Annotated in this window: 21 protein-coding genes and 4 tRNA genes; 10 read left to right on the top strand and 15 right to left on the bottom strand. The window is 59.8% G+C overall.

Going from position 1 to position 18,229, the window contains the following annotated elements; all coding sequences use genetic code 11:
• Positions 1-197: 197 nt before the first annotated feature.
• From ICY20_RS00620 to yacG, 4 genes are read left to right on the top strand one after another with little or no spacing between them, the layout of a single operon-like run.
• Positions 198-1,406 carry a type II secretion system F family protein gene (locus ICY20_RS00620; protein ID WP_159958989.1) on the top strand — a complete coding sequence of 403 codons (1,209 nt, stop codon included), beginning with the start codon at positions 198-200 and terminating at the stop codon, positions 1,404-1,406.
• Complete coding sequence (locus ICY20_RS00615; protein ID WP_159958987.1) at positions 1,403-2,269, top strand: prepilin peptidase; 867 nt, start codon at positions 1,403-1,405, stop codon at positions 2,267-2,269. The genes ICY20_RS00620 and ICY20_RS00615 overlap by 4 nt, the downstream gene beginning before the upstream one ends.
• Positions 2,266-2,889: a dephospho-CoA kinase gene (gene coaE, locus ICY20_RS00610; RefSeq protein WP_159958985.1), complete on the top strand. Its 624-nt coding sequence runs from the start codon at positions 2,266-2,268 to the stop codon at positions 2,887-2,889. The genes ICY20_RS00615 and coaE overlap by 4 nt, the downstream gene beginning before the upstream one ends.
• Positions 2,886-3,086, top strand: coding sequence for a DNA gyrase inhibitor YacG (yacG, locus tag ICY20_RS00605; RefSeq protein ID WP_159958982.1), 201 nt, complete (start codon positions 2,886-2,888; stop codon positions 3,084-3,086). Before coaE ends, yacG begins: the two co-directional genes overlap by 4 nt.
• Here yacG and ICY20_RS00600 read toward each other — a convergent pair.
• Both ICY20_RS00600 and ICY20_RS00595 read right to left on the bottom strand, forming a co-directional pair.
• A complete protein-coding gene (locus ICY20_RS00600; protein WP_003171680.1) occupies positions 3,083-3,298 on the bottom strand; it encodes a hypothetical protein in 216 nt (71 codons plus the stop codon). The two genes, yacG and ICY20_RS00600, sit on opposite strands and share 4 nt — an antisense overlap.
• 65 nt (positions 3,299-3,363) lie before the next feature.
• Positions 3,364-4,053 carry an energy-coupling factor ABC transporter permease gene (locus ICY20_RS00595; protein ID WP_159958980.1) on the bottom strand — a complete coding sequence of 230 codons (690 nt, stop codon included), beginning with the start codon at positions 4,051-4,053 and terminating at the stop codon, positions 3,364-3,366.
• Positions 4,054-4,168: 115 nt separating this feature from the next.
• On the opposite strand from ICY20_RS00595, the gene ICY20_RS00590 reads away from it, so the two are divergent.
• From ICY20_RS00590 to ICY20_RS00580, 3 genes are read left to right on the top strand one after another with little or no spacing between them, the layout of a single operon-like run.
• Positions 4,169-4,798: a DUF1780 domain-containing protein gene (locus ICY20_RS00590; RefSeq protein WP_053254334.1), complete on the top strand. Its 630-nt coding sequence runs from the start codon at positions 4,169-4,171 to the stop codon at positions 4,796-4,798.
• 55 nt (positions 4,799-4,853) lie between these two features.
• Entirely contained in the window at positions 4,854-5,027 is a 174-nt protein-coding gene (locus ICY20_RS00585; protein WP_122489560.1) for a DUF3094 family protein, read from the top strand.
• A 60-nt stretch (positions 5,028-5,087) separates the two neighbouring features.
• Complete coding sequence (locus ICY20_RS00580) at positions 5,088-6,386, top strand: NAD(P)/FAD-dependent oxidoreductase (protein ID WP_159958978.1); 1,299 nt, start codon at positions 5,088-5,090, stop codon at positions 6,384-6,386.
• Positions 6,387-6,593: 207 nt separating this feature from the next.
• Here the strand turns inward: ICY20_RS00580 and ICY20_RS00575 are convergent.
• The 7 genes from ICY20_RS00575 to rluD all read right to left on the bottom strand — a co-directional run bounded on the left by ICY20_RS00575 (position 6,594) and on the right by rluD (position 11,689).
• A tRNA-Pro gene (locus ICY20_RS00575) sits at positions 6,594-6,670 on the bottom strand.
• 94 nt (positions 6,671-6,764) lie between these two features.
• Positions 6,765-6,840 (bottom strand) — tRNA-Lys (locus ICY20_RS00570).
• Positions 6,841-6,845: 5 nt separating this feature from the next.
• Positions 6,846-6,922, bottom strand: a tRNA-Pro gene (locus ICY20_RS00565).
• Between the two features lie 9 nt (positions 6,923-6,931).
• Positions 6,932-7,007 (bottom strand) — tRNA-Asn (locus tag ICY20_RS00560).
• Between the two features lie 302 nt (positions 7,008-7,309).
• Positions 7,310-9,874, bottom strand: coding sequence for an ATP-dependent chaperone ClpB (gene clpB, locus ICY20_RS00555; protein ID WP_194936729.1), 2,565 nt, complete (start codon positions 9,872-9,874; stop codon positions 7,310-7,312).
• A 130-nt stretch (positions 9,875-10,004) separates the two neighbouring features.
• A complete protein-coding gene (gene pgeF / locus ICY20_RS00550; protein ID WP_159958974.1) occupies positions 10,005-10,730 on the bottom strand; it encodes a peptidoglycan editing factor PgeF in 726 nt (241 codons plus the stop codon).
• The gene (gene rluD / locus ICY20_RS00545) at positions 10,727-11,689 is read right to left on the bottom strand and encodes a 23S rRNA pseudouridine(1911/1915/1917) synthase RluD (protein ID WP_017737920.1); all 963 of its coding nucleotides are present in this window, start codon (positions 11,687-11,689) and stop codon (positions 10,727-10,729) included. Before rluD ends, pgeF begins: the two co-directional genes overlap by 4 nt.
• Before the next feature lie 149 nt (positions 11,690-11,838).
• Between rluD and ICY20_RS00540 the strand changes: the two genes are divergently transcribed.
• Entirely contained in the window at positions 11,839-12,864 is a 1,026-nt protein-coding gene (locus ICY20_RS00540) for an outer membrane protein assembly factor BamD (protein WP_194936728.1), read from the top strand.
• A gap of 128 nt (positions 12,865-12,992) precedes the next feature.
• Positions 12,993-13,226 carry a PP0621 family protein gene (locus ICY20_RS00535; protein ID WP_159958970.1) on the top strand — a complete coding sequence of 78 codons (234 nt, stop codon included), beginning with the start codon at positions 12,993-12,995 and terminating at the stop codon, positions 13,224-13,226.
• Here the strand turns inward: ICY20_RS00535 and thiO are convergent.
• The 5 genes from thiO to pilV form a co-directional block, all read right to left on the bottom strand.
• Positions 13,213-14,322 carry a glycine oxidase ThiO gene (gene thiO, locus ICY20_RS00530; RefSeq protein WP_159958968.1) on the bottom strand — a complete coding sequence of 370 codons (1,110 nt, stop codon included), beginning with the start codon at positions 14,320-14,322 and terminating at the stop codon, positions 13,213-13,215. The genes ICY20_RS00535 and thiO overlap by 14 nt on opposite strands.
• Positions 14,323-14,384: 62 nt before the next feature.
• Positions 14,385-14,786, bottom strand: coding sequence for a type IV pilin protein (locus tag ICY20_RS00525; protein WP_194936727.1), 402 nt, complete (start codon positions 14,784-14,786; stop codon positions 14,385-14,387).
• A gap of 11 nt (positions 14,787-14,797) precedes the next feature.
• A complete protein-coding gene (locus tag ICY20_RS00520) occupies positions 14,798-15,328 on the bottom strand; it encodes a pilus assembly PilX family protein (RefSeq protein ID WP_228758248.1) in 531 nt (176 codons plus the stop codon).
• 7 nt (positions 15,329-15,335) lie between these two features.
• The gene (locus ICY20_RS00515) at positions 15,336-16,040 is read right to left on the bottom strand and encodes a PilW family protein (RefSeq protein ID WP_159958964.1); all 705 of its coding nucleotides are present in this window, start codon (positions 16,038-16,040) and stop codon (positions 15,336-15,338) included.
• The gene (gene pilV / locus ICY20_RS00510; protein WP_194936726.1) at positions 16,037-16,510 is read right to left on the bottom strand and encodes a type IV pilus modification protein PilV; all 474 of its coding nucleotides are present in this window, start codon (positions 16,508-16,510) and stop codon (positions 16,037-16,039) included. The genes ICY20_RS00515 and pilV overlap by 4 nt, the downstream gene beginning before the upstream one ends.
• A gap of 195 nt (positions 16,511-16,705) precedes the next feature.
• On the opposite strand from pilV, the gene ICY20_RS00505 reads away from it, so the two are divergent.
• Positions 16,706-17,287 carry a GspH/FimT family pseudopilin gene (locus tag ICY20_RS00505; RefSeq protein ID WP_194936725.1) on the top strand — a complete coding sequence of 194 codons (582 nt, stop codon included), beginning with the start codon at positions 16,706-16,708 and terminating at the stop codon, positions 17,285-17,287.
• Here the strand turns inward: ICY20_RS00505 and ispH are convergent.
• On the bottom strand, positions 17,241-18,188 hold the full coding sequence (ispH, locus tag ICY20_RS00500; RefSeq protein WP_159958958.1) for a 4-hydroxy-3-methylbut-2-enyl diphosphate reductase: 948 nt from the start codon (positions 18,186-18,188) through the stop codon (positions 17,241-17,243). The genes ICY20_RS00505 and ispH overlap by 47 nt on opposite strands.
• Positions 18,189-18,229: the final 41 nt, after the last annotated feature.

The raw sequence follows: 18,229 nt of genomic DNA, 5'->3' as shown, positions 1-18,229 counted from the left end.
TCACTCTCCAGGATAGAACTCATGACAAGGCACGTCCTGCGCCCCGTGTTGTGCAGCGGCGCCAGTGTACTCATCCGCACGCGAACGAGCGCCTGCATGTCGCACATTCTGACATTTTATCGTTGGCCACCGGCCGGCCCGAATCTTTCATCTGACTAAGCTATAAATCTTCAACGACCTCTGCGCGGAACCGTGACATGGACAACGCTTCAATGATTTACGCCTGGGAAGGCATCAACCGCAAAGGCCGCCGCGTATTCGGGCAAGCCCGGGGCCACAACCCTGCATTGATCAAGGCACAACTGCGCCAGCAGGGTATCAGCCCAAAGCGTGTGCATAGGCAGCTGCCAACGCTGCCGAGGTTGACCTCGCCGATCAAAGCGTCGGATATCACCCTGTTCACGCGCCAACTGGCCACCTTGCTTCGGGCCGGGGTTGCGCTGCTGCAAGCGTTCGACATCATCAGCGAAGGTTTCGACAACCGCCCTGTACGTGAGCTGGTGCAAGGGCTCAAACAGGCGGTCGCCAGCGGCACCAACCTGGCCGAAGCGTTGCGCAAACAGCCGCGCTATTTTGATGAACTGTATTGCAACCTGGTGGCCGCCGGCGAACAGTCTGGGGCCCTTGAAACATTGCTGGAGCGCGTGGCGGTCCATCGGGAAAAAAGCGAACAGCTCAAGGCCAGGATCAAAAAGGCCATGACCTACCCGCTCGCCGTCCTGGTGGTCGCCAGCCTTGTCACCGGCGTGCTGTTGATCCACGTGGTACCGCAATTTCAGACTCTGTTTACCGGTGCGAACGGCAAACTGCCGGGGCTCACCTTGCAGGTCATTGCCCTGTCCGAGTTCATGCAGAAGGCCTGGTGGATGCTGGTACTCGGCGTCGGCGCAGGGGCTGCAGGATTTCGCCAGGCCTATCGGGTGCGACCCAATTTTCGCCATTGGCTGGACGCCTGTTTGTTGAAAGCGCCCCTGGCAGGCAAACTGCTGAAAAATTCGGCCGTGGCCCGCTACGCCCGCACACTGTCCACCACCTTCGCGGCGGGTGTTCCGTTGGTGCAGGCACTGGCTTCAGTCGCGGGCGCAGCGGGCAATGGGCCGTTCAAACAGGCAATCGAGCATATGCGTCACGATGTATCCACCGGCATGCAACTGAATCAATCCATGGCCAGCAGCGGCCTGTTTCCCGGCATGGCGATCCAGATGACGGCGATTGGTGAAGAGTCCGGCACTCTGGAACACATGCTGGAAAAAGTCGCCAGCCACTACGAGGCGCAGGTAGACAACCAGGTCGACAACCTCACCAGCCTGATGGAGCCGCTGATCATGGTGCTGCTGGGGAGCATTGTCGGCACACTGGTGATCGCCATGTACCTGCCGGTATTTCAGTTAGGGAGCGCATTTTGAGCCTGCTGTTGAGTGAACACCCGATGGCCTTTACTTGGCTGGCACTGGTGCTGGGGCTGATCGTCGGCAGCTTTCTCAACGTGCTGGTTTGGCGCTTGCCAAAAATGCTCGAACGGGAGTGGCGCGCCCAGGCCCATGAGGTGCTTGGCCTACCCGCAGCCCCCGCCGAGCCGACCTACAACCTGATGCACCCCAACTCCTGCTGCCCGCACTGCAATCACCCGATTCGCCCGTGGGAAAATATCCCACTGCTCAGCTACCTGATACTTCGGGGCCGCTGCGCCCATTGCCAGGGAGCGATCAGCGCCCGCTACCCGTTAACTGAGCTGGCGTGCGGGTTGATCTCGGCGTTCGTGGCCTGGCATTTCGGTTTCAGCTGGCAAGCGGGCGCAGTGATGCTATTGAGTTGGGGGTTGCTAGCGATGAGCCTGATTGATGCCGACCACCAATTGTTGCCCGATGTACTGGTGCTGCCGCTGTTGTGGCTGGGGCTGATCGTCAACGGCTTCGACCTGCTGACGCCGTTGCCCGACGCCCTGTGGGGCGCGGTGATTGGGTATCTGAGCCTGTGGAGTGTGTTCTGGCTGTTCAAGCTGGCCACCGGCAAGGACGGCATGGGCTACGGTGACTTCAAGCTAATGGCGCTGCTCGGGGCCTGGGGCGGCTGGCAGATACTGCCGATGACGCTGCTGATGTCGTCGCTGGTAGGGGTGTTTATTGGGTTGATCATGATGCGTGTGCGCAAGACCCAGGCGTCGGCGCCAATGCCGTTTGGGCCGTATCTGGCAATTGCCGGCTGGATTGCATTGCTCTGGGGTGGTCAAATAACCGACTTCTATTTGCAGTCTGTCGGTTTCAAATGACCACTTCTGTTGCAACACCCTGGATTCTCGGCCTTACCGGCGGCATCGGCAGCGGTAAAAGCGCGGCGGCCCAACACTTTATCGACCAGGGCATCGACCTGGTGGACGCCGATCATGCTGCCCGTTGGGTCGTCGAGCCGGGGCGACCGGCACTTGCCCGCATCGCCGAACATTTTGGCGACGACGTGCTTCAACCCGACGGCCAGTTAGACCGCGCCGCGTTGCGCAACTTGATCTTTGAAGTGCCCGAAGAGCGCCGCTGGCTCGAAGCGCTGCTGCACCCGTTGATTGGCGAAGAGATTCGCAGCCACCTGGCACGGGCCCGTTCGCCTTACGCGATACTGGTATCGCCGTTGCTGATCGAGTCCGGCCAGTCCAGCATGACCCAGCGCATCCTGGTGATCGACGTGCCGCAATCGCTGCAAATTCAGCGTACCCTGCAGCGCGACGGCATCAGCGAACAGCAGGTGCAGGCGATTCTCAAGGCCCAGTCGAGCCGTGAAGACCGCCTGGCACATGCCGATGACGTGCTGATCAATGACAAGGACCTCGCCTGGCTGCACAGCGAGGTCGAGCGACTGCACCACTTTTACCTTACTTTGCGTGGAGGCCGATCATGAGCCAACCCTTGACCGTCGAATGCCCAACCTGCGGCGCACCCGTGGAATGGAAAGCGACCAACCTCAACCGGCCGTTCTGCTCGGACCGCTGCAAACTCATCGACCTGGGTGCCTGGGCCGCTGAAGAACACAAGATTCCGGTAGCCCCGGATGCCGAAGACGAGCTGTTTTCCGAAGACCTGACACCGCGCCACTAGGGGCGCATAAAGGCGTATTCCTGCTGGTCGTCGAGGTTTTCTGCAAGGTATTGCAGCTCGTCGGCCAAGTCTTCAAAACTGCGCACGCCCTTGCTCTGCTGCACCACCGCACTGAGCATCGCGCGCAGGGTCAGGCCTGGGTCAAAGCCGATTTCCTGGGCCGCGTCCTGGCTTCTGCGCAACTCCTGCCGTGCCCATTCGTACACACTCATGATCCGTGCTCCTGAAAAATTTTGCAGAGCATGGGCCTGCTGGTGCGCCCAGGATTTGATTTGGATCAACGCTGTGAATCGTCGTCCTTCCAGGGTGCCGAGAGGTAGCGGGTGCGGTTGAAGGTTTCCAGCCATTCCGGGCTAAACACCACCAGCGCGCTGATCACCATGCCGTTGATAAAAGCTTCAGGGAAGATGATCAGCCACAGGTAGCCGACGAAATCTTCCAGCCATTCGGGCATGGCAAAAATACCGTCGAACCACAGTAGCCCCAGCCCGAACAGCAGGCAGAGCAACGCCGACAGCGCGGCGGCAAAAAAGCCGGAGCAGAAGATATACGCAAAGGGATTTTTCGGCTGGGCACGCTCCACCAGCAACGCGCAGCCTTCGGTGACCAGTACCGGCAGCCCGATCAGCAGCAAGCCGTTGATACCGACTGCGGCCAGGTCCTGGCGCCCGAGCAACATCAAGCCCATCTGTGCGGCAAAGCCCCCGACGACTGCCAAAGGCCAGTCCAACAGCAGGGTCACGGCGGTCATGCCGATAAAGTGATAGGACACCCCGGTATCGAAATCCCGCCGCACCAACCACAGCACAAACAGCGCGAATACAGTGCCGAACAACAGATGCTGGCGCCGCCGGTCGGCGAATAGCTCGACCCACGGCGAACGCAGGATCGCCCACAGCACCAGCGGCGCATACAACAGCCAGCCAACACTGAGGGTTTGCGGTGCGAGCACGGCAGCACTGATCACGGCGGCACTCCTTATTTTCGAATCTCATTCTTGATTAATGGCCGGATCGCCAGTCTACACCGACCTTTTGCAGCGGGACTTCCTGCGGTCATCATTTGAACGCTAAGCTGCAACTATGGATGACTCAGATTACTTGCGCCTGCTCACCGTAGCGGCCGAACAAGCCAACGCGTTTTTGTCCAATGCCCGCAAGTGGGAGCGTGAGCGTTGGGTCTGCCAGCGCCTGCTGCAAGGCTTGAACGTGCCCTACCGTGCCGAAGAGTTTCACCCGGCCGGCCAAGAGCCTCCGGACGTGCTGTTTCGCGATGCCAGTTTCGAAGTGTTTTTCGTACTGGATGAAGGCCGGCGCCTGAACGACGAATGGCGCGACGAACTGCTGCGTCGCCGCAGCGCATTCTCCCTGAGCCAATTGGTAAGACGCGAAGCCAAGCCCCGGCGCATCCCGGCCCATGAGTTCCTGCTGCGCCTGGCACCCACACTGCGCAAAAAGGCCCACAACTATAAAGAACGTGGGATGGACTTGGGGGAGCTCGATCTCATCGCCTTCACCAGCCTCAAGCGCGAAGTGCTCGATCTCAACAGCCACTTCCCACCACCGACCGAATACCTGCGCCAAGGCTGGCGCTCGCTGTCGTTGGTGGGGCCGACCTTTGCACGGGTGCTGTTTGCCCATCCGGACGCACCGGATTTCTTGCGCAACAACCTGGGCCGCAGCATAGTGTTCGACGTGGGCATCAGCCTCTGAGCCCCCGGACTGTAACGTGGCGCCCTTTTGCAACGTCTACCTGACGAGGCCATTTATGACCAGCCGCCTGAACCCCGATGACCAACAGCATGTCGAAGAGTACCTGCAACTCTCCCAGAACAGAGTCGAGCGCAAGCCTTTCCGGCCGTGGCTGCTCCTCTGTGTGGTGCTGGTAGTGGTGATCGGGCTCGGTCTGCTGAGCCGCCTTTTGAGTTACCTGACGCTATGAGCTGCCTGGCGCTCGCGGGGGTAACTGCTCCGATTTCTTTTAGCCTTGCGAGATATCCCCATGACCCATCGTATTATTATCGTCGGCGGCGGCGCCGGCGGCCTGGAGTTGGCTACCCGCCTGGGTAAGACTCTGGGCAAGCGCGGTACCGCCAGCATCACGCTGGTGGACGCCAACCTGACCCATATCTGGAAGCCGCTGCTGCACGAAGTCGCTGCCGGCTCGCTGAACTCTTCGGAAGATGAGCTCAATTACGTCGCCCAAGCCAAATGGAACCACTTCGAGTTTCAACTGGGGCGCATGAGTGGGCTTGACCGTGAGCAGAAAAAAATCCAATTGGCCGCCACTCTCGACGAAGAAGGCCGCGAACTGGTGCCCGCGCGCGTGCTGGGCTATGACAGCCTGGTGATAGCAGTTGGCAGTACCACCAACGACTTCGGCACTGAGGGCGCGGCGCAACACTGCCTGTTCCTCGATACCCGCAAACAGGCCGAGCGCTTCCACCAGCAATTGCTCAACCACTATCTACGCGCCCATGCCGGGCAGACTGACGCTGTCGAGCAGATCAGCGTAGCTATCGTCGGCGCTGGCGCCACCGGGGTCGAACTGGCTGCTGAACTGCACAACGCCGCCCATGAACTGGCAGCCTATGGCCTGGATCGCATCAAGCCAGAAAACATGCACATCACCCTGATCGAAGCCGGCCCACGGGTGCTGCCTGCCCTGCCGGAGCGTATTGGCGGGCCTGTGCATAAAACCCTGGAGAAACTCGGCGTAACCGTGTTGACCAACTCGGCTGTAAGCGAAGTGACGGCCGATGCGCTGATCACCAGCAGCGGCCAGGTGATTCCCGCCAGCCTCAAGGTTTGGGCGGCCGGGATTCGTGCACCGGGCTTCCTCAAGGAAATCGATGGCCTGGAAACCAACCGTATCAACCAATTGCAGGTGTTGCCGACACTGCAAACCACCCGCGACGAGAACATCTTCGCCTTCGGCGACTGTGCCGCCTGCCCGCAACCGGGCACCGACCGCAACGTACCGCCACGCGCCCAGGCCGCTCACCAGCAGGCATCGTTGCTGGCCAAGTCGCTGAAATTGCGTATCGAAGGCAAGGACCTACCGAGCTACAAGTACACCGACTATGGCTCGCTGATTTCGCTGTCGCGTTTTTCTGCTGTGGGTAACTTGATGGGTAACCTCACCGGTAGCGTGATGCTGGAGGGTTGGTTGGCGCGGATGTTTTATGTGTCGTTGTACCGGATGCACCAGATGGCGCTGTATGGCTTCTTCCGCACGGCGATGTTGATGCTGGGGAGCAAGATTGGGCGTGGGACTGAGCCGCGTCTCAAGCTGCACTAACAACGGGGCCCAAGTCGGGCTCGGTCAATGTGGGAGGGGCGGTGCGACGATTCGACTTGCCCCCGATTGCGGTAGATCAGTCACTGATTTGTTGACTGACACACTGCCATCGGGGGCAAGCCCCCTCCCACATTTGTCCTGCGGTGCTTTTCAGATTTTCACAGACAAAAAAAATCCCCGTATCTTTCGATACGAGGATTTTTAATATGGTCGGGGTAAGGGGATTCGAACTCCTGACATCCTGCTCCCAAAGCAGGCGCGCTACCGGACTGCGCTATACCCCGGTAAAAAAAAGGCGACCTTTCAGTCGCCTTCTTCGATCAGCGCTTTTGGCCTCTGATCTTAAGATTCGATTCCAGCGTTAACTGGTCTCAAAAATGGTGGGTCGTGTGGGATTCGAACCTACGACCAATTGGTTAAAAGCCAACTGCTCTACCAACTGAGCTAACGACCCAAATATGGTCGGGGTAGGGGGATTCGAACTCCCGACATCCTGCTCCCAAAGCAGGCGCGCTACCGGACTGCGCTATACCCCGGCTTGAAATTGGCTCCGTGACCAGGACTCGAACCTGGGACCCAATGATTAACAGTCATTTGCTCTACCGACTGAGCTATCACGGAACTACATATTTCAAAGTACAACTTCTACTGCGGTGTAACCTTCTCTTCGAGTCTTCCGTATCGCTACGTTGTCATGTCTGAGGCGCGCTATTCTACAATCTTAAAAACCCCTGTCAACCCTTTAAATTGCTTTTAAGACAATGATTTGCGCTTGTTTCTGATTTCTTCTTGGGGAGAAGAAACCCGTGGGCTGACGTTGTTGCGGGGCGCACTTTACTAGCCTTTTCCTTACAGTTCAACGCCCTATCGAAAAAAAAGGCCCCGCGATGCGGGGCCCTCTTTTATTACGCCAGTTGCAGGTCTCAGTGGAAGACGATTTCGTCGTTTTCCACGGTCGCCTCGACGCTGGTGCCTGGCATAAAGCTGCCCGACAGGATCAACTGCGCCAGCGGGTTCTCGATCCAGCGCTGGATCGCACGTTTCAGAGGCCGTGCGCCATACACCGGGTCGTAACCGACCGCGATCAGCTTGTCCAACGCCTCGCCGCTCAACACCAGGTTAAGCTCACGCTCAGCCAGACGGCTACGCAGGCGACCCAACTGGATCTCGGTGATGCCCGCGATCTGATCCCGCGCCAGAGGCTCGAAAATCACCACTTCGTCGACCCGGTTGATAAATTCCGGGCGGAAGTGGCTGGTCAGCGCATCCATGACAGCAGCACGCTGGCCTTCGCGGTCCCCAACCAGTTCCTGGATCTGCGCCGAGCCCAGGTTGGAGGTCATCACGATCACCGTATTGCGAAAGTCCACGGTACGCCCATGACTGTCCGTCAGACGGCCATCTTCCAGCACTTGCAGCAAGATGTTGAACACATCCGGGTGCGCCTTCTCGACCTCATCCAGCAGGATCACCGAGTAAGGCTTACGCCGCACGGCTTCGGTCAGGTAACCGCCTTCTTCGTAGCCTACATAGCCTGGTGGTGCGCCAATCAGACGAGCCACCGAGTGTTTCTCCATGAACTCGGACATATCGATCCGCACCATGGCCTCTTCAGTATCAAAGAGGAACTCGGCCAAGGCCTTGCACAGCTCGGTCTTACCTACGCCGGTCGGGCCGAGGAACATGAACGAGCCGCTTGGGCGATTAGGGTCGGACAACCCGGCCCGCGAACGCCGCACTGCGTTGGACACAGCCACCACGGCCTCTTCCTGGCCGATCACGCGTTGGTGCAACAGGCTTTCCATCTTCAGCAGCTTGTCGCGTTCACCTTCGAGCATTTTCGACACCGGAATGCCGGTCCACTTCGAGACGACTTCGGCAATTTCTTCCTCGGTCACCTTGCTGCGCAGCAACTGGTTTTCGCTTTTACCGTGCTGGTCGACCATTTGCAGGCTGCGCTCCAGGTCGGGGATCACTCCGTACTGCAACTCGGCCATGCGGTTCAGGTCGCCTTTACGGCGCGCGGCTTCCAGCTCCTGGCGCGACTGCTCGATTTTTTGCTGGATCTGCGCAGAGCCCTGCACTTCGGCTTTTTCCGAGGTCCAGATTTCTTCCAGGTCCGAATACTCGCGTTCGAGACGGACGATTTCTTCCTGAAGTTTTTCCAGGCGTTTCTTCGCCGCGTCGTCTTCTTCTTTCTTCAGGGCCTGGGACTCAACTTTCAGTTGAATCAAACGCCGATCCAGACGGTCGAGCACTTCCGGCTTGGAGTCGATCTCCATGCGGATGCGGCTGGCCGCTTCGTCGATCAAGTCGATGGCCTTGTCGGGCAACTGACGATCGGTGATATAGCGATGGCTCAATTTGGCCGCCGCAATGATCGCGCCGTCAGTAATCGCCACCTTATGGTGGACTTCATAACGCTCTTTCAGGCCACGCAGGATCGCGATGGTGTCCTCTTCGCTCGGCTCTTCCACCAGTACTTTCTGGAAACGACGCTCAAGCGCCGCGTCCTTTTCAATGTACTGGCGATATTCGTTGAGCGTAGTGGCACCAACGCAGTGCAACTCACCCCGCGCCAAGGCTGGCTTGAGCATGTTGCCCGCATCCATCGAGCCTTCGCCTTTACCGGCGCCGACCATGGTGTGCAGTTCGTCGATAAACAGAATGATTTGCCCTTCCTGCTTCGACAGCTCATTAAGCAGGGATTTCAGACGCTCTTCGAACTCACCACGGAACTTGGCACCGGCGATCAACGCCCCCATGTCCAGGGACAGCAAACGCTTGCCTTTGAGGCCGTCCGGCACTTCACCATTGATGATGCGCTGAGCCAACCCTTCGGCAATCGCGGTTTTACCCACGCCAGGCTCACCGATCAGCACCGGGTTGTTCTTGGTGCGACGTTGCAACACCTGGATGGTGCGACGAATTTCATCGTCACGGCCGATCACGGGGTCGAGCTTGCCGTCTTCGGCGCGCTTGGTCAGGTCGACGGTGTATTTATCCAGGGCTTGGCGCGACTCCTCATGGTTGGGGTCGTTTACCGCGTCGCCGCCACGCAGGTTGTTGATGGCGTTTTCCAGGGCTTTCTTGCTCACACCCTGGCCCAGCAACAACTTGCCGAGCTTGCTGTTTTCGTCCATGGCGGCGAGCAGCACCAGTTCGCTGGAAATGAACTGGTCGCCTTTCTGCTGGGCCAGGCGGTCTGCTTGGTTAAGCAGGCGCGCCAGGTCCTGGGACATATTCACGTCGCCGGTCGGGTTTTGGATTTTTGGCAGTTGGTCGAGCTCTTTGCTCAACTCCTTGCGCAGGCTGTTGACGTCGAAGCCCACCTGCATCAGCAAGGGCTTGATAGAACCACCTTGCTGTTCCAGAAGCGCCTGCATCAAGTGCGCAGGCTCGATGGCCGGGTGGTCGAGGCCCACCGCCAGGGATTGAGAGTCAGACAATGCCAACTGTAATTTGCTGGTTAAACGATCAATACGCATTAGTCACCTTCCTTTTGAGCAGGCCGGAGCTATAAAACATCCTGAATGAAGAAACCTGCCAGATACCCTTATAGATGGGGTGGATTCTGGAAGTTTCAAGCGTCAGACAGTTGACCCAAGTCAGGAGAGTCTAGCGTTCGAGCCAGATAAGGGAGGCAAACCGACCCGTGCGAGCACTGCGGCGGTAAGAAAAGAAGCGCGGGTCGTTCACGGTGCAGAAACCGCCACCATAAACAGCGGTGACTCCTTGCTCAGCAAGGCGCAGGCGGGCCAGCTTATAGATGTCGGCCATGAACTTGCCGGGGTTGCGGCTGGGCACGAAGGCTTCGGCGGTGATCGGCAGTTGCTGCATGAAGGCTTCACGCACTTCCGGGCCGACTTCAAAGGCTTGCGGGCCGATGGCCGGGCCGAGCCAGACCAGAACATCCGCGGGCTCGGCACCCAGACTATCCAAAGCGGCTTCCAGCACGCCACCTGCCAACCCACGCCAACCGGCGTGAGCGGCCGCTACACGCGTGCCTGCGCGGTTGCAGAACAACGCGGGCAGGCAATCGGCAGTCATTGAGGTGCAGGCAACGCCTGGGGTGCTGGTCCAACTGCCATCCGCTTCGGCGGTGCGACTGGGGTCGGCTTCGACCACAGTTACCCCGTGAACCTGACGCAGCCAGGCCGGCTGAATATTGAAGGCATCGCTAAGACGGCGACGATTTTCAAGCACAGCTTCCAGGCTGTCCTCGACATGATCGCCCAAGTTGAGGCTGTCGAACGGCGCCAGACTGACGCCGCCCGCACGGGTGGTGACGCAGGCTTTCACCTGAGCCGGCGCAGGCCAGTCAGGAATCAGCCAGTCACTCATCCGATGAACGCCTCGCGATCCTGCTTGAGCAGCGACAACAACCAGACCAAATCGTCTGGCAGAGGCGATTCCCAGCTCATGCGCTTACCGCTCGTCGGATGATCCAGTTCCAGGAAGCGTGCATGCAGCGCCTGGCGCGGGAACGACTTCAACGACTCAACCATGGTTTGGCTGGCCGCAGGCGGAATGCGGAAGCGACCACCGTAGGCCGGATCGCCGACCAACGGGAAGTTGATGTGGGCCATATGCACACGAATCTGGTGGGTACGGCCGGTTTCCAGCTTGACCCGCACATGGGTGTGGGAGCGGAAACGCTCCAGCACACGGTAGTGGCTGACGGCTTGCTTGCCGCCTTCCATCACCGCCATACGCTGGCGCTGCTGGCCGTGACGACCGATAGGCGCGTTGATCTTGCCACCCGCCACCACGACGCCGATCACGATGCACTCGTAGATACGGCTGACGCTGCGGCTCTGCAATTGTGTGACCAACTGCGTCTGCGCCTGAATGGTCTTGGCGACCACCATCAAGCCGGTGGTGTCCTTGTCCAGACGGTGCACGATGCCGCAGCGCGGGACATTGACGATGTCCGGCACGTGGTGCAGCAGGGCATTGAGCAAGGTGCCATCAGCGTGCCCGGCAGCCGGGTGAACCACCAGGCCTGCGGGTTTGTTGATCACCAGGATGTCGTCGTCTTCATAGACGATGTCCAGCTCGATGTCTTGGGCGATCCATTCTCCCTGGGCTTCCTGCTCGGCAGTCAGCTCAAGAATCGCACCGCCATGGACTATGTCTCGCGGGCGGATAACCGCTCCATCCACAGTCAGGCGGCCGTCTTTGATCCAGGCGGAAAGGCGCGAGCGCGAGTGCTCAGCGAATAATTGTGCGGCGACTTGATCGAGGCGTTGGCCGCCCAATTCGGACGGCACCTCTGCGCGAAGTTCAATTTTATCGGACATGCTCAGACTAGGCGTGGCACAGCCTTTGGTTTCGGCTGCGCGCTTGTGGTTAAATACGGCGTCTTTTGCCCCGAGGCTTTCAACGGGGCGCTCATCATAACAGGACGGCCCCGCCCAAGACAGCGGCCGTCATAGGGACGCAAGCCGCCATGCAAGTGAAACACCTGCTGCTGATCGCCATCCTCGCCATGACTGCTGCTTGCTCGTCAACAAAGGAAGTCGTCGACGAAAACCTGAGCGAAGTCGAGTTGTACCAACTGGCTCAGAAAGACTTGGACAACAATAGCTACACCAGCGCCACAGCCAAGCTGAAGGCGCTGGAGTCACGCTATCCGTTCGGGCGCTACGCCGACCAGGCCCAACTTGAGTTGATCTACGCCAACTACAAGAACGCCGAGCCGGAAGCCGCCAAGTCTGCCGCAGAGCGCTTCATCCGCCTGCACCCGCAGCACCCGAACGTCGACTACGCCTACTATATGAAGGGCCTGACCTCGTTCGACCAGGACGTTGGCCTGCTGGCGCGCTTCCTGCCGCTGGACATGACCAAGCGTGACCCGGGTGCTGCCCGCGACTCCTACAACGAGTTCGCCCAGCTGACCAGCCGCTACCCCAACAGCCGCTACGCGCCTGATGCCAAGCAGCGCATGATCTACCTGCGCAACCTGCTGGCGTCCTACGAAATCCACGTGGCTCACTACTACCTGACCCGTCAGGCCTATGTAGCCGCCGCCAACCGTGGTCGCTATGTAGTGGAAAACTTCCAGGAAACCCCATCCGTCGGTGATGGCCTGGCTGTGATGACCGAGGCTTATCAGCGTCTGCACCTGGACGACCTGGCTAACACCAGCCTGGAAACCCTCAAACTCAACTACCCGGACCACCCAAGCCTGAAAGACGGCCAGTTCGTGCCGCAGGTTGCCGAAGCCGACAACCGTTCGTGGCTGAGCAAGTACACCTTGGGCCTGATCGAGTCCCGTCCACCGCTGCCGCCGGGCGAAACCCGCGCCAACCAAGACGTGATGAAGCAGTTCCAGGACGCCAAAGAGGCCATCCCTTCGGACCTCAAGCCACACGACGAAAACGGCGACGTCATCGAAGAAGAAGAGCCGCAAGCCCTGGGCAACAACCAGGACCGCTCGTGGTTCAGCTACATGACCTTCGGTGTGTTTGACTGATTCAGTCGACGCAACGCAAAAAAGGGAGCCCTTCGAGGCTCCCTTTTTTATGGGCGAGCATTATTGCGCTGTGCGCCTGTGATGTCCTTGGCTAAACTGGCGCATTACTCGTCGAGAAACTACCCATCATGGTTCGTCTACTGTTCTGGATTGCCGTTATTGCTGCCGCGGTATGGTTCTGGCGCAAATTCAAAAGCCCAGCCGCCAAGCAGCAACGTGCCAGCGAGCCAGGCGCCGCACTGATGGTGCGCTGCGCCCACTGCGGCGTACATCTGCCACAGAATCACGCACTGAGTTCAGGCCAACAGTGGTATTGCACCCAGGCACACCTGGAGCAGGGCCCGAAGTCTATCCAGCGTTGATCCGACCTGCTGGCGCATAAGGTGCGGGGTCGATAATCGGCCTGCGCCCCAGTAACAAATCGGCAAACAACTGGCAGGATGCCGGCGCAAGCACCAGGCCATTGCGGTAATGCCCGCAGTTGAGCCACAACCCGTTGAAGCCTGGCACCGGGCCGATATACGGAATACCTTCTGGCGAACCCGGCCGCAACCCGGCCCAATGCCCTACTACTTGCGCGTCAGCGAGGGCCGGAATCAACTCTACTGCAGACGCCTTGAGGCTTTGCAGTGCCGATTCGGTCGGCGTCTTGTCGTAGCCCTCATGCTCCAGGGTGCTTCCGATCAGGATGTGACCGTCACGCCGAGGGATCGCATAACGCCCTTTGGCCAGGACCATGCTCGACAAAAAGTCCGAAGCGCACTTGTACAGGATCATCTGGCCTTTGACCGGCTCCACCGGCAATGCCAGGCCCAATGTGCCGAGCAAGTCACCACTCCACGCGCCTGCCGCCAATACGACCTGATCGCCGAAAATCGGACCGTCCGCCGTGTTCACTCCGACCACATTGCCGCCATCCAGAGCGAACCCGGTCACTTCGCACTGCTCGTGAATAGTGACGCCCGGCAATGCCAGCAGCGCAGCCTTGAGGGACTTGACCAGGCGCGGGTTGCGCACATTGGCCACGTTGGCCATGTAGATCGCCTGAGAGTACCCACCACCCAGCACCGGAACCGCATCGTGGGCCGCCGACACATCCACTTTGCTCAACGGCCGCCCTTCACGAGCAGCCCAGGCAAGCGCTTCGGCTTCGTCATCCAGGTCTAGCCAATACAGCCCCGTGGTGTGAACTTCCGGGTCGACACCGGTAGCATCAAACAGACGCTCAGCCAGCTGTGGATAAAAATCCTGGGACCAATGGGCCAATGCAGTGACTGCCGGGCTGTAGCGCCACGGATACAACGGCGAAACAATGCCACCGCCAGCCCACGACGACTCCTGCCCCAACCCCGCACGCTCCAGCAGCACAACCGCCTGCCCCTGGGACGCGAGGTTGAACGCCGTCAACAAGCCGATGACTCCGCCACCGACAATCACTACCTGCTGTTGCTTAGCCATCATTTGATCCAGCCGATAAATAGGAACAAGCGCACCCGGCGCCCAGCCATCCAGCACTCTCATCATTGCCCCCAGCACTGCACGCGCGACATTTCAGGGGCCGCGCCCGGATTGGCCCGCACACCGGTGCTGGTCAGGCTGAACTCGCCGCAAGGGTCACCCGCCATTACCGACTCAACGGCAGGCGTAGCGACCAGATAGAAACCCTGAGGGGTCAATGCTGCGGTGATTCTATAGCGATCATTGCCTGCACTGACGTCGCTTGCATCAATAAAAGTGCCGTTCCTCGTATAAAAGCGCTCCAGGTGCTGCGCTTGCTCGATCAGCAGTGCGGCAATTTCCGTGCGATACACCTTTTTCATATGGCCGGTATAACCGGGGTATGCGATCCCGGCCAACAGCGCGATGATCGCCACGGCGACCAGTAACTCGATCAGGGTAAAGCCCCTGCTGTCCATGCGCATTTCACTGCTCCTTATTGAAGTTGTCGCCACGCCACTCGCCGAAATCGCGAGCCGCCCTCCTCCTCTACCCGTGCATACAGACTTTCCAGCACCGTGCGCGACTGACCGCTGAGCCCGACCGCCGTGACTCGATACAGCGCGGCCGGGGTTTGCGCTGGCAAATGCGCCAACCCTAAAGCCGGCCCCAGGAATTGCACCCCATGGAGACCGCCTTTCAGAGCAGCCCACGCAACGCCGGAAACAGGGTTCGTACCCGCGCCCATCACTGAATACGCCTCGTCCGGTGGCGCACAAGCGCTTACGGATTGGCACATCGGCAAGGTCGCAAATGCCCGTCGCACGCTAGCCTCCCCCAACCTCAGGCCACTCTCGGCACTTTGAAACGACTGATTGCGATGCCAGAGACTACCGGCGACTTTTTGTTGAGCGATCGCGCCTTGCATGGATGAAAGGCTGATGAGCGACAACATCAGCAAAAACACCAGCCCCATCAGCAGGACCATGCCGCCCTGGCGCTTGTAACCGCCGTCGAAATGCACCATGGCCGCCCTACCCCAAACGGTTTCGCAGCGCCGCCACGACGCTGTAGGTTTGATCCTGTACGCGCCCGCTCGGGTCTTGCAGCGTCATCAGGATGCGCACGCTACGAATCAAGGACGCGTCGACCGGGTTAGCGTCGTAGCGCACCACTGAGGTCGATGTCGGCTTGGCCGCCATGCCAAAACTGATATCGAACGCCCGCACGTTATCCACCAGCACCGCCTTGGCGGGCGTTGCAGGCGTACTGAGTTTCAGCTGGCCGGCTTCGAAGGTGTAGGTGAGTTGGCGTATCGCAAAACGGATTTGCCCAGGAGCAGGTACAGGCGAGCTGCCGGCGTAAGCCTGGGCAGCCCCCGTGCAATCGGACAACACTGTCCAGTCAGGCTTGCCTGCGCCGCCGACCTCGGCAGCCACCAACGTTAATGCCTTTGAACCGCTTCCAGCGCGCCAACTGATGGGCTGATCAAAGGCCGGCGGGGCATTGTCGATAACAGTCGTGGCCAAGCAGCCAAACATGCCCGCTTGGCGGATATCCTGAATCATCTTCCCGAGGGCAAACCGAGCATCGTCCTGCAACAACATAGCGGCCTGCTGACTGGCCTGGGTAGCCCGCGAGCCGATCGCTACCTGGCTCACGCCAAGTATCAACACAAGCCCCACTGCCAGGGCCAACAGCACTTCCACCAGAGTGAAGCCGCGGGCAAAGCGCTTCATTGCGCGCCCTCCTTACGACTGGTCAAGGTAAAGGTTTCCCACGCGCCAGGTGCGTGAGCTCCCCGACTGTCATCCCAACTGATACTGACGGTCACCTCGTCGCCACTGACCACCACCGAACCTTTGGCACTCGCCCCGGCAAAACCGAGGATATTGGCATCGAAATCACGTAGGTCCAGGTCACGCACACTGGCGGCCGTGGGGCTTGCAGAGGCGCCCGCGGCCCGGCCCCAGCCGTAATCCACGGCAGAGTTGGCGCGAATTCGGTCGAGCATGTCGTAAGCGATGAAACTGGCCTGGCTGGTCATCCTTGAGCTGTCGGTGAACTTGAGCGCACTGAGCTGGATCACCGCCGCGCCCAGTAGCCCGACGGCGAGAATCAGCACCGTCACCAGCACCTCGATCAGCGTCATGCCGGCTTCAGAGCGCGTTGTAGCGCGAGGGAAAAATGTGGCGGGGTATACAAGCATTACCGTCGTCGTCCGTGTCGAAGGCCCAAAAAATATGCAGGAAAACCCTGCTACGCGGCCCAAGACTAGCGTCGGTTTTTTACCTGTGCTGCTCCAGGAACAAAGGGAAATACTTTGGACATAAAGGCCATCACTCGGCATCACGGACCGGGCGCTATACCTATGGCTGTACCCACATCCAAGGAGGAGCGCCCCATGCGGCAACGCGGTTTTACCCTGATCGAACTGCTGCTCGGGCTGATGCTGGGCAGTATCTTGGCTCACCTCGCAGTGCCTGGTTTCAAGGGGCTGCTGGAGTTACAACGCCAGCAAACTGCAGCTCAATCTGTGGCGCAGGGGTTGCGCTATGCACGCACAGAAGCCATCACGCGCAACGGGCCGGTGGTTATCCACGCGCTGGACGAAGAGTGGAGTAACGGCTGGCGGGTGATCCTGGATGTGAGTGGGCGTGGCCACCTGGATGACGACAATCCGGTGCTGCTGGAGCGCCAGGCCAGTGGGCAGGTGTCGGTCGTGGGCAATGGCCCCGTAAAGAGTCAGGTCCGTTTCAGCGGCTTGGGCGAGCCGATATTTTCAGGCGGGGGATTTCGTGCCGGCACCGTGCATGTGTGCGCCACGGATCAGGCTCAAAGCCTGTACCAAGTCGTGCTGGCGCCCAGCGGGCGCATCAGCCTGCGCAGCGACAAAGCCGAGCAGGCGTTGTGCCGGAGTGGCTCCGGCACACTGACGCTCAGAGCAGAGAGCGAACCCGCAGTTCCTTGGGCATCGAGAACGTGATGTTCTCTTCGCGGCCGGCCAGTTCGTCAGCGCCGGTTGCCCCCCAGGCGTGCAGTTGCTGGATCACACCGCGCACCAGCACTTCCGGGGCCGAGGCACCTGCTGTGATGCCGATACGCTCAACGCCATCGAACCAACTGCGCTGCATGTCTTCGGCACCGTCGATCAGGTACGCCGGCGTATCCATGCGCTCAGCCAATTCGCGCAGGCGGTTGGAGTTGGAGCTGTTAGGGCTGCCGACCACCAGGACTACGTCGCACTCATTGGCCAGTTGCTTGACCGCATCCTGGCGGTTTTGGGTGGCGTAGCAGATGTCATCCTTGCGCGGCCCGCCGATGGCGGGGAATCGGCTGCGCAGCGCGTCGATCACGCGGCTGGTGTCGTCCATGGACAACGTGGTCTGGGTCACGAATGCCAGGCGCTCGGGGTTGTGTACTTGCAGGTTGGCGACGTCGTTTTCGTCTTCCACAAGGTAGATCGCACCGCCGTTGCTGGCGTCGTACTGGCCCATGGTGCCTTCGACTTCCGGGTGACCGGCGTGGCCGATCAGGATGCACTCGCGGCCGTCACGGCTATAGCGTGCAACTTCGATATGCACTTTGGTGACCAGCGGGCAGGTGGCATCGAAGACTTTCAGGCCACGGCCTGCCGCTTCGGTACGCACGGCCTGGGATACACCGTGGGCGCTGAAGATTACGATAACGTCGTCAGGCACTTGGTCTAGCTCTTCGACGAAGATAGCGCCGCGTGCGCGCAGGTCTTCGACCACGAATTTGTTGTGGACGACTTCATGGCGCACATAAATCGGTGGCCCGAAGACTTCCAGGGCGCGGTTGACGATTTCGATCGCCCGGTCCACGCCGGCGCAGAAGCCACGGGGGTTGGCGAGTTTGATTTGCATGCTGTGCCTCGTGTCTTGCAGCTATTTGGGTCAGGTATGAC

Source organism: Pseudomonas pisciculturae (assembly GCF_015461805.1).
GTDB classification, from domain to species: domain Bacteria; phylum Pseudomonadota; class Gammaproteobacteria; order Pseudomonadales; family Pseudomonadaceae; genus Aquipseudomonas; species Aquipseudomonas pisciculturae.
This window is presented reverse-complemented; position numbering and strand designations above follow the sequence as displayed.

Bases quoted from the DNA above. Each gene is read 5' to 3' on its own strand.
- pgeF (WP_159958974.1), bottom strand. From the start codon at position 10,730: ATGAGTGACTGGCTGATTCCTGACTGGCCTGCGCCGGCTCAGGTGAAA.
- ICY20_RS00590 (WP_053254334.1), top strand. From the start codon at position 4,169: ATGGATGACTCAGATTACTTGCGCCTGCTCACCGTAGCGGCCGAACAA.
- ICY20_RS00580 (WP_159958978.1), top strand. From the start codon at position 5,088: ATGACCCATCGTATTATTATCGTCGGCGGCGGCGCCGGCGGCCTGGAG.
- ICY20_RS00525 (WP_194936727.1), bottom strand. From the start codon at position 14,786: ATGCGCATGGACAGCAGGGGCTTTACCCTGATCGAGTTACTGGTCGCC.
- pilV (WP_194936726.1), bottom strand. From the start codon at position 16,510: ATGCTTGTATACCCCGCCACATTTTTCCCTCGCGCTACAACGCGCTCT.
- ICY20_RS00520 (WP_228758248.1), bottom strand. From the start codon at position 15,328: ATGGTGCATTTCGACGGCGGTTACAAGCGCCAGGGCGGCATGGTCCTG.
- clpB (WP_194936729.1), bottom strand. From the start codon at position 9,874: ATGCGTATTGATCGTTTAACCAGCAAATTACAGTTGGCATTGTCTGAC.
- ICY20_RS00515 (WP_159958964.1), bottom strand. From the start codon at position 16,040: ATGAAGCGCTTTGCCCGCGGCTTCACTCTGGTGGAAGTGCTGTTGGCC.
- rluD (WP_017737920.1), bottom strand. From the start codon at position 11,689: ATGTCCGATAAAATTGAACTTCGCGCAGAGGTGCCGTCCGAATTGGGC.
- ICY20_RS00620 (WP_159958989.1), top strand. From the start codon at position 198: ATGGACAACGCTTCAATGATTTACGCCTGGGAAGGCATCAACCGCAAA.
- ICY20_RS00540 (WP_194936728.1), top strand. From the start codon at position 11,839: ATGCAAGTGAAACACCTGCTGCTGATCGCCATCCTCGCCATGACTGCT.
- coaE (WP_159958985.1), top strand. From the start codon at position 2,266: ATGACCACTTCTGTTGCAACACCCTGGATTCTCGGCCTTACCGGCGGC.
- ICY20_RS00600 (WP_003171680.1), bottom strand. From the start codon at position 3,298: ATGAGTGTGTACGAATGGGCACGGCAGGAGTTGCGCAGAAGCCAGGAC.
- ICY20_RS00505 (WP_194936725.1), top strand. From the start codon at position 16,706: ATGCGGCAACGCGGTTTTACCCTGATCGAACTGCTGCTCGGGCTGATG.
- ICY20_RS00585 (WP_122489560.1), top strand. From the start codon at position 4,854: ATGACCAGCCGCCTGAACCCCGATGACCAACAGCATGTCGAAGAGTAC.
- ICY20_RS00535 (WP_159958970.1), top strand. From the start codon at position 12,993: ATGGTTCGTCTACTGTTCTGGATTGCCGTTATTGCTGCCGCGGTATGG.
- ispH (WP_159958958.1), bottom strand. From the start codon at position 18,188: ATGCAAATCAAACTCGCCAACCCCCGTGGCTTCTGCGCCGGCGTGGAC.
- yacG (WP_159958982.1), top strand. From the start codon at position 2,886: ATGAGCCAACCCTTGACCGTCGAATGCCCAACCTGCGGCGCACCCGTG.
- thiO (WP_159958968.1), bottom strand. From the start codon at position 14,322: ATGGCTAAGCAACAGCAGGTAGTGATTGTCGGTGGCGGAGTCATCGGC.